The organism is Gemella haemolysans, from assembly GCF_001553035.1.
Classification (GTDB): Bacteria; Bacillota; Bacilli; order Staphylococcales; family Gemellaceae; genus Gemella; species Gemella haemolysans_B.
The window spans coordinates 47,423-59,939 of record NZ_KQ959995.1; the positions used below are offsets into that span (position 1 = coordinate 47,423).

Genomic DNA, 12,517 nt, shown 5'->3' on the forward strand with positions numbered 1-12,517 from the left:
ATAGACGCAGTGGTTTATTGATATCTAAATACGCTTTAGAAAAGCTTTTTATATATCTAATAAACTTTGCGGGGGTGACTCGACAAAATCTTGTTTCTCCGAAATTACGATTTTTGAGTCACTCCCATTATAACAAAATAACAGTAAAGGTGCAATAAAATATATATACTGTAAAAAAGTGAATAATATTTGTATATATTGCTTAATTATGTTGATTGAATGCGAATAAATATGGTATAATTAAGTTGCCATATTATACACAAAATAGGAGGCATTATGTCTTATTCAAGAGATTATATATTTGAAAAAATAATAGAAAAACTACCTACTTTAAAAATTCATGAGAGGCGAGAAAAAGAAAACAGTGTTTTTATTTTAGAATATGAAAATCGCCGTGCTAAGATTGATATAGATAGTTTTGTAAGGAAGCTAGGAGATAAGAAAACTAACGAAAGTGACAAGAAGATAGAAGAATTTGTTTACTACATAGTAGGAAACTTCAATGCACAAAAAAAACTTTCTATAGATGATATAACTGAGGATGAATTATTGGAAAATATTTTTCCAGTGGTTAGAGCTAGTAGTTTTAACAAAGATAACGAGAAAAATCTTGTTAGCTTTGATCATACAAATGAAACTAGAATATATTTAGCTTATGATTTTAAAGATGGTTATAAATTATTAGACGGTAGTTTTTTAAGTAGGTTTTCTAGAACTGAAGAAGAGTTTTTAGGATTCGCTAAAGATAATTTAGAAAAACTACCACTTAAGTATAATGTGGATGAAGTTGCAGGAAATAAATTCTATTTCCTAAATGCAAAAGATGGCTATGATGGGGCGAGAATAATCGACAAGAATGTTTTGAATCATTTTTATGACAAAATAGGTGCTTCATTTTATGTAGGTTTACCTCATCAAGATACATTGATAATTGCAGATGTACAGAATAAACAAGGACTAGAAGTTTTACAAAAAATGATGGTGCATTTTTTTACAGAAGGACTAGTACCGATAACAACAATAACGTTTAAATACGATGGAAAAGAACTAGAGAGTTATTTTATTTTTGTAGAATAACTTTAAAATTAAAATTAATTATAGGAGAGAGATTCATGTTATTTTTTTACAATAAGAAGATGTTAGGAGAAACATTATTAATTACTATTCAAAGTAAAGAAGAGGTAACATACGAAGATAAGAAGAATATTACACTAATTAAAGATGAAAATGGCGCTTTAGTAGGATTAAATATTTTCAATGTTGAGAACTTAAAATTAGATGGGGAAGGAAGTATCGATTTAACAGAAGATCAAAAAGAAATCCTTCAAAAACGATTAGAAAAAAATGGAATCAAAATTGACCTAGAAGGTAATAATGATGAATTCTTCGTAGTTGGGGAAGTTTTAAGTTGTGAAAAACACCCGGATGCAGATAAATTAAAAGTAACAGAAGTAAAAGTTAATGAAGAAGAAACACTACAAATCGTATGTGGGGCTCCAAACGTAGAAGCAGGACAAAAGGTAGTGGTAGCTCTAAGTGGAGCAATGATGCCAAGTGGTCTATTAATTAAAAAATCAAAACTACGTGGAGTAGAATCAAATGGTATGCTATGTTCAAAACGAGAGCTAGGTTTACCACAAGAAGAAGCGAGAGGTATTTTAGTATTAGACGCGGATACTAAAGTAGGAACTCGTGTGAAAGATTTGAATCTTAAATAAAATCTAATTAGGAGGTGTAAAATATGGTGAATTGGAAAAAGTGGTTTTTAGAAGACGATGAAGATGAGATATATGAAGAAAGTACAGCTAAAAAAGAGAAAAAAGATGATTTAGCTGAACGTAGGGAAAAAAGAGCTGAAAATAGAAGAAAAGAGAGAGTTTATCTTGATGAAGATGAGGATTTTGAAATAGATTTCAGTTCCAATAAAACTAAAAAATCATTCGATGAGGACGAATTTAGTTCACAACGTAGTACTAGAAGACGTGATGAAAAAGAAGAAAAATTTGAAGCTTATGAAGAAGTTAATCTTGATGATTTCGAAGTAGATAACTACGATGACTTTGAAGATTACGAAGACGACTACGAAGAAGATTTCAAACAAGAGAAAAAATCTAAAAAAGAAAATGGCTTTATTTCTAAATTTAAAGGATTATTCAGTTCTAATAAAAAAGAAGATGAAGAATTCTTAGATGATGAATATCTAGATGAAGAAGAAGACGATGAAGCTGAGGATTATAAAACATATCTAGAGCGTCAGAAACGCGAACAAAAAGAAAAATCTAAAATAGTTGAAAAAAAATATGATGAGTCTGATTACGAAGATGAAGAAGATTATGAAGATGACTACGAAGAAGAAAATGAGAAAAAAGTAGGATTCTTCTCAAGACTAAAAGACAAATTATTTAATGTAAGTGATGATGAGATTGATCAAGAAGAATTAGATGCAGTCTTAGATGATTTTGAAGAAGAATTAGAAGAAGAGAAAAAAACTGATAAGAGAAAAGTTCACTCTAAAGAAGAAAAAGTTTTAGAAAAAGCTGAAGATGAGCTTGAAATCGAGTTTGTAGAAGAAAAAGAACAAAATGTTGTACCTGTATTTGAAGAAATTAATATTGCAGAATATGAAGAAAAAGAAGAAGTAGTATCGGCAAGGAAAGTAACAGATTTAGGTGATGTATTGAAAAAACTTGGAGTGGAGAATTCTGAAATTCGTGACGTTGATATCTTTGATGAAAACCCACCGAGAAGAACGCACCCAACACTTGCAGCTGTAAGAACTAAGAGATTGAAACAAGATCATAAAATTGATACTCTTGGAGATAGTGTAGTACTAGGTAAAGATAGTATAGAGTTGAAAGAAGAAGTAGCAAATAGACTTAAAGAGAAAGTTCAAGAAGAAACTATAGTTCAAGAAGAGAGAGTTACTAAAAATAGTGAAGCACGAAAAGAATTCGAAGAAAACTTCAATATTCTTGAGAGAAGAAGTGATAAAATCGAAAAAGATAATCCTCTATATACTAAGAAGAATGAAAAATTAGACGGTATTTTCGATGAAATTCGCGATAAAGAAATTAAAACTCATGAAAAAGAAACACCTGAACTTGAGGTTAGAGAACTTGATGCAGAGGGAAGTCGTCGTGAAAAACTTAAATATACGTCTGTAAATGATGTACTAGAAGGTGCTGAAGATTTATTTGAAGATGATATTGATAGAGTTAGTAAAAAACTTGTGGGTGATAGATTTGAAGGAAGTCAAGAAACTACAGAAGATGTAGAAAACTTCAGAAAAGGACTATATGAAGGAAAAAAAGTAAATAATTCACAAGAGAAAACAGCTTTAGATGAACTTATTGAAACTGAGAACATAGACATTTCTCCGAAAAAAGAAGAAACTCTACCAGAAATCGAAGAACTAAATGAAAATCTAGAAGATTTAAGAAAAGACAAGAAAGAAGAATCTTATGTTGATTTAGTTCAAGAAGCGGCTAAGATAGAAGATATCGAAGTTGAAGACTATGAAGAACTTAAAGAAGTTAAAAAAGATAGATTATCAGGTTATAGCGATTACCACTTAGATGAAGAGGAAATCGAAGAACTTGAAGAGCAAAATTACCTTGAAGAGTCAGTTGATTCGGTAAATATCGATAGCTTGTTAAGAGAAGTTTCACCAAATAATAAAGTTGTTAAAGTTACTAATGACGTAGATAAGTTCACTGATGAGAAAGTTGTTCCTAGGGAAGTTGCTCAGAAGAGAGTAGAAGATGTTAAAACTTATCAAGAAGATGAAGAAGACGAAGTAGAACGTGGAATTGATTATACAGAAAAATTATATACTAATGATGTTTCTGAATACTTCGATAAAGGTAATGGTACTAAACTAGGAGAATACAAAACAGTTGATCATGGTTATAGACCTGTGAGTAAAGAGAAAATAGAAAATAATCAAAAAATACTTGATGCTATTTTTGAAAAATACTCTTCATCAGGATTATCAGCATCAACTAAATCGGTAACGAGCCAAATGATGAGTTCAAATACTATTACACCGAAATCACGTAGTGTAGGTAAATTCAAACCATCACCAGTATACTCATCTATATATGGTTCAGTAACACGTAAAACTACTGAAAATTCAAATAAACCGGTAGGAATATCAACTACAGGACTATCTATTAATAAGCCTGTAAAAACTACTCAAGAAGTAAAAAAAACTGAAACACAATCAGTAGAAAAAAAAATGGTAGAACCTAAAAAAGTAGAAAATCCAGTGCAAAGTAATGCAAATATCTATAAAGAAATAGCTTCACAAGAGGAAACTGTTTGGAATATAGGTTCATCAAAACGTGTGCCTAAAAATAAGGTAAAAAGTAAAAAATAATAGTTCAAAAAGGAGGTGAGATAAGTTCACCTCCTTTTTGGAATTTGTTGTTAAATTTGATGAATAGAAAATATAGGTTAAATAAAAAAGGGGTACATATCAAAATCACGATTTTTGAGTCACTTCCTTTTTTTAATCAATTACATATTCCCCGGGACTGATAGTGTTAACGATAGTTTCAAATAAAATTATACCAACTACGCTTAGCATTAGACGAGAACGAATTTTTTTTCTATTCTTTGGAGCATCGTAGACTTTAATCAAATGATCACTCATTTTTGCAAGAGGACTATTTGCAAGGCTTGTGATTGCTAAAATAGTAGTACCATTTTGCTTAGCTTCTAAAACACAATCATTAATAACTGTAGTTTCTCCACTAAGAGAAAATACTAAAAGGACATCATCTTTTCTGCAGATATCTGGGATTCTTTTAATAGAATAGTGTTCAAAATAGTCGTTTGACCAAAGATTGATTAACTTAAGTTTCCTATTGAAATCACTCATAACCATGTAACTTGAGCCACTACCTATGCAAAATATACGACGAGAATTTATTATTTTATTGGCAAAAATATCGAAATCATCTTGATTTAATATAGACATTGTTCGAGAAAATTCAACGCTAAGCTGCTCTTTTAAAGAAAGGAAGGTAGAGGTCGTTGAATTTTTATTATTTTTAGCTAGTTCTTTACTCATTTTTAAATCGTATTTTAAATCGATAAAGGTATTATAACCTAATTTTTTACAAGCACGAATTACAGTAGAAGATGAAATAAGAACAGCTTGCTTGATTTCTTTTAGGGTTGTGTGTTCAATATTATCTTGCTTCATTAGATAATCTATAGCTTGTTGTTCTGAAATGGATAGTTTATCATAGTTGTTTTTTAAATTATCAAAAAACATAAGTTGCCTCCAAGAGTAAAATTTACTAATTGATTTCCTTTTCGTTACTCAGTATTAAGTATCATAACATAAAAATTTAGAAAATAAAAGCTATTTTTAAAGCGGTTTACATAGTCTAGTAAAATTTTACTGAAATAGTAATTAATTACAAATAAAGAAATTTTTAGGCAAAATAGAAAAAACCGTTTTCAAATCTGATATAATATGGCTATAAAAAATAATAAAAGGAGAAAAGGTAATGGCAAAGAAAAAAAATAAATTCGTCTCTGCTTTTGAGCAATTCGGACGTTCGTTCTTATTACCGGTATCTGTACTTCCGGGTGCAGGTATTATTAAAGGGATCGGGACAGCCTTCAGTAATTCAAACACACTAAAAATGTTCCCAATGTTAAAAAATGACATTATTCAATTTATTATGAAATTCCTAATTGTATTAGGGGATACAGCATTCAATAACTTACCGATTATTTTTGCGGTTGGGGTTGCTGTAGGTTTAGCAAAACGTGAAAAAGGTTCTGCTGCACTTTCTGGTCTACTAGGATTTATCGTATTACATTACGTACTTAACTTCCTATTAGTACAAAGTCACAAATTAGTAGACACTAGTAAATTATCAAGTAACGAAGCAAAATTAGCATTATCTAATGCCATGCAGACAAAAGTACTTGGTATCCAAACAATGGACCTTAGTGTATTTGGTGGTATTATCGTAGGTATAGTGGTATACTTCGTTCATAAGTGGGCTGTTAAAGTTCAATTACCAACAGTAATTGGATTCTTCAGTGGACCACGTTTCGTACCTATCGCAACTATTGTAATCATGTCAGCAGTAGCTACTGGACTATTCTTCGTATGGCCTCCAGTACAAAAAGGTATCAGTGTATTATCAATCTTCATCCTTAAATCAGGACCTATTGGAACGTTCCTGTATGGTTTAGTAGAAAGAGCATTATTACCATTCGGTCTTCACCACGGTCTAAACTGGCCAGTTCGTACAACAGAATTAGGTGGGGCTTGGGAAATTGGTGGACAACGTGTAGTTGGTACAATCAATGCTTACTTAGCTTCATTAGCCGATCCAAATGTTCAACACGTAGATCCAAGTATTACAAGATTCAATGGTGGTAAATTCGTTTACTTCATGTTCGGTCTTTCTGGTGCAGCTTATGCAATGTACAAAACAGCTGATGAGAAAAAACGTAAAGTTGTAGGATCATTATTATTCGCAGCTGCTGGTACTTCATTCTTAACAGGTATCACAGAACCAATCGAGTTCACATTCTTATTCGTAGCACCAATTCTTTATGTAGTACACGCATTCTTAGCTGGTTCAGCATTATTCGTAATGCACATGTTAGGCGCAGGGGTAGCAACTCCAACTGGGCATGGATTCATTAACTGGGTAATCTATGGAGTACTTCAAGGTCCTAAAACAGCTTGGTGGTTAGTACCAATCGTAGGTGTAGTTTACTTCTTCATTTACTATATCGTATTCAGATTTATGATTGTTAAATTTGACCTTAAAACACCTGGACGTGAAGATGGTGATGAAGTTAAATTATCTAATAAAAATGAGGCTCGTGCTAAACTTGGTGTAGAAATCGCTACAATTGGTAAAGAAGAACCAAAAGCAACTGATATAACAGTTGATGGTGATGATGAAGTAATGGAAACAGTACAAAAAACACCAGAAGGAATTAGAAAACAAGCTATTGAGTTAATCAAAGCACATGGTGGTCCAGATAACATCGAAGCTGTAGATGCTTGTATAACTCGTTTAAGAATTAATGTAAAAGATAAGAGTGTAGTAGATCAAGAGCGTATTACAACGAAACTTGGAGCTATGGGATTTGCAGAAAGTGATATGCAAATGCAATCAATTTATGGATCTCATGCTAATGTATTAAAAATGGAAATCCAAGATATGCTTGGTATGGAGGAATAGTTTCATGAAGAATTTGTTTGTTACAGACTTAGACGGAACATTTGTAAAAAATTCAGTATTCGTCGAAAAAGAAGATTTAAAAGCGTATCATGATTCTAAAAATTACGGGGATTTCTCAGTTGCGACTGGGCGTTCTGTTGAAGAAATCAAATACATTGCTGAAGGTAATGATATGGATGTTACACACATGATAGGGTTTAACGGAGCGGTTGTAACAAGACAAGATGAAGTTCTTTTTGAAAAACACATTCCTACTAAAGATTTAACTGGAATATTCGAATATCTAAAAGAAAGCAAATTAATATTTGATGCCTTAGATGGAAAAAAGCGTATTGGTAATTTTGATCATGAGAAGAAAGATAGATTGTGGAACATGGAGCTAATTTGTGTCGAAAATCCTTTTGAATTACTAAAAGGAAAAACAATCTATAAAATAAATGTAAGACCAACAAAAGAACAATTAGATTATCATTACGATGTAATGAAAGAGAAATTTCCAGAAGTAGAGATTTATAAATCTGGTTCAACACGTATGGAAATCACAGCAAAAAATATTTCTAAAGCTAGTGGTATTGAAACTATCAGTTCAGGGTATGATAGAGTAATAGCTTTAGGAGACTCAGGGAATGACGTGGATATGTTTAAAGTAGCAGATATTTCATACTGTATGAATCGTGCGCCACAAGAAGTAAAAGGACAAGCTACACACGTAGTAGAAGATTTTGCAGCGGCGATAAAACATTTTGTAGAAAACTATGAATAGTAAAACAAAGAACCAGCTGAGATGCTGGTTCTTTTGTTATGTATTTTTGATTTTATAAAAGATAGAAATACCTATTAGTAATATTAGAGAAAGTAGAAAATTAAAAGTAACGATATATTGAACAGAATATATGTTTAAAAAATAACTAGAAGATACTAAGACGAGTATTGCTGATATCCTTGAGAGGCTCGATTTCATTGAAGTTAACGAGCTAATATTTTTGGTTGTTACTTTATTTGCAAAACTATTAGTTAATATATATTCAATAACTGTGAAAACCAAGACACTATATGTATAAAGGAGTAGTACCACATAAATATTTGACACGTGCAAAAATAATGGTGGTACGATAGAAAATATTAGTAAGAATTTTAGGTGATTTTGTCCATTATTAAAATTTAGAATTGGAACAGAATAGGCTAATATTGCTAATATTTGAAATAATATATATAGAATATATAGTTTGTTACTATTCCAACCCTTTTCTAAGAACAATGCTTGCCATAATTGAAAGTGAGTTTGGAAAAACACTTGATTTACTATACTTAGAATAAAAAGTAATTTTAATTCTCTAGATCTTTTAAGTTCATATATACTAACTTTTATCTGTTGTTTAAGAGAAGCGTTCCCCTTAAGTATTGGTGTACTATATTCTTCAAAAAAGATAGAGATTATTAATATGGATAAGAAACAAAGAATAATCGATAGAAAATAAAATTTCAAACCATAATTAAAATATAAATATGATCCTAATAGACTACCAATAATCACCGCTACTAAGGAAAATTGGTTAGATAATTTTATAAACCTATTAATGTGTAACTTAGAATTATTTTCTTTTTTTATATCATTAATAATAGTTGCTTCTATTGTACCGCTATTAATCGACTCAGATACCCCATATAAGAACCATATAAAACAAATGAGATAATAATTATGACTGTAATAAATTAAAAGACACATTATCAATAACATGATATTTGATAGAATATATAGTTGTTTACGAGAATATAAGTCAGCCCACAATCCACTCGGGACTTCAAATAATAATATAGCTAAACTATACATAGCTTGAACAACTGCTATATTAGCAATAGTTAATCCTTTTTCGAATAATATTAAAGTTAAAATAGAGTGAGGTAATGCTTTTGTTAGTGAAATCAGTACTATTGAAATATAATACACTAAAATATTTTTTTTTAATAAATTAGTCATTATGATTCACCTTTGAACAATATTTACAATCTTTATCAATAGTATTTGTGATTTCTAATTTTTCAAAATTTCTATTTGAAATACCTAATCTTTTATTTGGAATAGGGTATTCTACTAACAAATATTTACAGTAGTTTGTAAACAATATATTATTTATCATAAGTGATTACCTCGTTTTATATTTTAAAACAATATTAGCATTAGATAAAGAAAAAGTCAACAAAAATATTAAAATAAGCATAAAATATAAAACTTAAGTATTATCTTATGAGATATAATATGCTTAAAAGTTTATTTTTTGAAAAGAAAGATTGTATAATATGAGAGTTTGTGTTATTATATTTTTAATGGAAATATAATAGTACATACTTAGGAGTTATAATGAAAACTAGATTAGCTAATTTAATTAAAACAAAACGTAAAGAGTTAAAGTTGTCACAGAAGGTGTTGGCAGAAGGAATATGCACACAAACTATTATTAGTAGAATAGAGAAAGGAGAAATAACTCCATCAGTTGATATATTTTTTAAAATTATAAAAAAGCTTTGTATACCAATGGAAGACGTAGCAAATCTATTTTCTTTAGATATGACGAATGTAAAAGATTTGTCATTTGATTTCTATGAGTTAGAAGAAATGTTAGTAAAAAGAGACTATAAAACCTTATCAGTTTTGGTGAAGTCTATAAATTTAGAATCATTAAATAAAGAAGAAGCACTACATGTAGAGTGGTTAAAATCTATTTTACTGTATCAAGTAGAACGAAAACTAGATGTTGCTATAGAAAAGTTAGAATCTCTTAGTGAAAAAGTTGAAATAGGTTCTCTTTTATTTTGTAAAATCTGTAATACTTTGGGGAATTTATATTCAGAAAGAGAAGATTTTTTAAGTTCTAAGAAATATTATGAATTGGTATTACCTTATCTTGAAGTTATTAAAGGAACAAATTTTGAACAACCTTTCTATTATTCAATATCAAGGATTTATGGAATGATGCAACAGTTAGACGAGGCTACTAAGTGGAATGCGCTTGCTATCTCAAAATCTCTTAATACTAAATCATTTTATATGTTAGGTGACAACTATTTTTTACAATCAAAATTATTCGAAGAGCAGAAATTAATAGATAGTGCCATAGATTCATGTAATAAGGCTATAACTATTTTTATGTTGGAAAGTAATGAATATATGAGGGGAATGGCGCTGTCATATTTATCAAAGTTGAAGGAGAAAGAAAATGAAGAAATTCTATAAATTTTTATTAATATTTACTATATTTTTATCGTTTTTTGGAGGAGGTTGGCCTCCTATCATTTGGTAATAATAGACTTTTAGATTAAAAGTATGTGATATTCTATAAGTGAAGGCATACTTAGTAATCTATTTTAAATGTTATAAATCTTAGTAAAAGATATGCCGAAAAGTTTTAAATAGTAAGTTTATAGTAAATAAAATCCAGAGCTAACTTTTAAATTACCTTCTGGATTTTTAATTTTTTTAGTATTTTTCTAGTATTTCTCCAATATTTCACCTCTTACCGCTGAGATAAGGTAAAGTGAACCTGTAATTAAAAGAATTTCATCATCTTTTAAACTTGGAATAATATTGCTTAATGCAACTTCATAATTTTCATATTTAGCAACAGAAGTATCGCCAAAACTTTGAACTAGATTATCAAGATTTGATTCTTTAATCTCGATTGGAACTTTAGTTGCTGAGAATTCAGCAGGAATAGTTTTTAATTTTTCAATCATGTCTTCATAATCTTTGTCTTCAAGAATACCAAGTAGAATTTTCAATTTAGGGAATTTTTGCTTATCTAGGTAGGCTACTAAACTATCTATTCCATCATTATTATGAGCGCCATCTAATAGAATATTGTCACGAATCCATTCTAAACGACCTACCCAAACTGATTTACTTAGAGCTTCTTTTATAACACTATCTTCTATATCGATAATACCACGTTTTTTCAGATTAGCTAATGCTTCTAAAGCTAAAGATGCATTAAAAGTTTGGTGTGCACCGACCATTTTAGTAGAATAATCTACACCTTTATATGAGAATTCGTTACCTCTAGCTTCGACTTTGTTCACAACGATATCTTCTTCGTTTAGTATGCTTAAGTTAGCATTTTTCTCCTGACAGATGTCTTTTATTACATTTACTACACCTTCACAAGCAGGATAAATTAGAACATTATCATTTTCTTGGATAATTCCACCTTTTTCATAAGCAATTTTTTCAAGAGTATCTCCAAGAATAGCGGTGTGATCTAGACCGATTTTTGTAATGATAGATAATACTTTTTCTTTAAAAATATTTGTTCCATCATATCTTCCACCAAGACCAACTTCCATAATAACGAAATCTGTTTTTTGATCTCTAAAGTATAATAAAGCTACACCAGTGATAATTTCAAAGAATGATAGTTTATCACTTGGATCTGGATTATTTTGGTCGTAAGTCTCTTGAACTAGTTTGAATAAACGATAAGCTTCCTTATATGAAATAAAATCATCGTTAATACGAATTCTATCGTTAAAACTCAGCATACCGGGACTTGTGTATAATCCGACTCTATACTTAGTTTTTAAGACATCTTTCAAATAAGAACAGGTAGATCCCTTACCATTAGTACCAGCAACATGGATTACTTTAAGATCTTTTTCAGGATGATCAAAAAGTTCAAGAATATGTTCCATTCTGTGAAGCCCAAGTTTCATACCAGTACGTTCTATTTTATATGATGAAGTAATAAGAAGCTCTTCACAAACACACTCAGTTGCGTAGTTTACAATTTCATCTTCGTCTAAAGTTAGAAGTTTTTCAGCAAGTTGTTCTAAACTTAACTGACTGAAAAGTTCTAATATGTTATTTTTATCTTCTAAATTATTCTCTTTTAAATATTTCTCAAATTTTATTTTACAATTTAAATTCATAAATAAACACCAACATTTCTAATAATATACACTTAATTTTATAATGATAAAGATAAATTGTAAAGGATATAATTTTGGTGAATTTACAGGAGAGGGTTTGAATTAAAACAAAAATTAACTGTAATTAATTCTTATAAATTAGTTATTGTTATATTGATTTTAAATTTTATACAGTATTATTGAAATTAAATATGAAAATTAACAACTTTAATTACATTTTAATTACAGTCTAAAGTTCATGTAAGGTAAGTGGGATATAATATAAATATAACAATACTTAATATTATTTTTTTCATAATATATGGCTCATCAAAAGATGGGCCTTTCTCCATTTTTAGAACTTATTTTCAAATTTTTTCAATTTTAGTTTC

The 12,517-nt window shown here is 29.6% G+C and carries 10 protein-coding genes; 6 read left to right on the top strand and 4 right to left on the bottom strand.

Going from position 1 to position 12,517, the window contains the following annotated elements:
- The first annotated feature begins 276 nt into the window (after nt 1-276).
- The 3 genes from HMPREF3186_RS08760 to HMPREF3186_RS08770 are packed head-to-tail and all read left to right on the top strand — an operon-like array spanning nt 277 to nt 4,378.
- Nucleotides 277-1,077, top strand: coding sequence for a DUF1444 family protein (locus tag HMPREF3186_RS08760; RefSeq protein WP_060914816.1), 801 nt, complete (start codon nt 277-279; stop codon nt 1,075-1,077).
- A gap of 35 nt (nt 1,078-1,112) precedes the next feature.
- Nucleotides 1,113-1,718: a YtpR family tRNA-binding protein gene (gene ytpR, locus HMPREF3186_RS08765; RefSeq protein ID WP_003144292.1), complete on the top strand. Its 606-nt coding sequence runs from the start codon at nt 1,113-1,115 to the stop codon at nt 1,716-1,718.
- A 23-nt stretch (nt 1,719-1,741) separates the two neighbouring features.
- Complete coding sequence (locus tag HMPREF3186_RS08770; RefSeq protein WP_060914817.1) at nt 1,742-4,378, top strand: hypothetical protein; 2,637 nt, start codon at nt 1,742-1,744, stop codon at nt 4,376-4,378.
- A gap of 132 nt (nt 4,379-4,510) precedes the next feature.
- Here HMPREF3186_RS08770 and HMPREF3186_RS08775 read toward each other — a convergent pair whose 3' ends face one another.
- Nucleotides 4,511-5,281, bottom strand: a complete 771-nt coding sequence (locus HMPREF3186_RS08775; protein ID WP_060914818.1) for a MurR/RpiR family transcriptional regulator — start codon at nt 5,279-5,281, stop codon at nt 4,511-4,513.
- A 238-nt stretch (nt 5,282-5,519) separates the two neighbouring features.
- On the opposite strand from HMPREF3186_RS08775, the gene HMPREF3186_RS08780 reads away from it, so the two are divergent.
- Both HMPREF3186_RS08780 and HMPREF3186_RS08785 read left to right on the top strand, forming a co-directional pair.
- The gene (locus tag HMPREF3186_RS08780) at nt 5,520-7,226 is read left to right on the top strand and encodes a PTS transporter subunit EIIC (protein ID WP_060914819.1); all 1,707 of its coding nucleotides are present in this window, start codon (nt 5,520-5,522) and stop codon (nt 7,224-7,226) included.
- A 4-nt stretch (nt 7,227-7,230) separates the two neighbouring features.
- Nucleotides 7,231-7,989, top strand: a complete 759-nt coding sequence (locus HMPREF3186_RS08785; RefSeq protein WP_060914820.1) for an HAD-IIB family hydrolase — start codon at nt 7,231-7,233, stop codon at nt 7,987-7,989.
- Nucleotides 7,990-8,025: 36 nt separating this feature from the next.
- On the opposite strand, the gene HMPREF3186_RS08790 is transcribed toward HMPREF3186_RS08785, so the two are convergent.
- Together HMPREF3186_RS08790 and HMPREF3186_RS09080 are read right to left on the bottom strand one after the other, a co-directional pair.
- Complete coding sequence (locus HMPREF3186_RS08790) at nt 8,026-9,204, bottom strand: MFS transporter (protein WP_060914821.1); 1,179 nt, start codon at nt 9,202-9,204, stop codon at nt 8,026-8,028.
- Nucleotides 9,197-9,364, bottom strand: a complete 168-nt coding sequence (locus tag HMPREF3186_RS09080; RefSeq protein ID WP_156439001.1) for a hypothetical protein — start codon at nt 9,362-9,364, stop codon at nt 9,197-9,199. Before HMPREF3186_RS09080 ends, HMPREF3186_RS08790 begins: the two co-directional genes overlap by 8 nt.
- Nucleotides 9,365-9,585: 221 nt before the next feature.
- Between HMPREF3186_RS09080 and HMPREF3186_RS08795 the strand changes: the two genes are divergently transcribed.
- A complete protein-coding gene (locus tag HMPREF3186_RS08795) occupies nt 9,586-10,458 on the top strand; it encodes a helix-turn-helix transcriptional regulator (protein ID WP_060914822.1) in 873 nt (290 codons plus the stop codon).
- 254 nt (nt 10,459-10,712) lie between these two features.
- Here HMPREF3186_RS08795 and HMPREF3186_RS08800 read toward each other — a convergent pair whose 3' ends face one another.
- Entirely contained in the window at nt 10,713-12,146 is a 1,434-nt protein-coding gene (locus HMPREF3186_RS08800) for a bifunctional folylpolyglutamate synthase/dihydrofolate synthase (RefSeq protein WP_060914823.1), read from the bottom strand.
- Nucleotides 12,147-12,517: the final 371 nt, after the last annotated feature.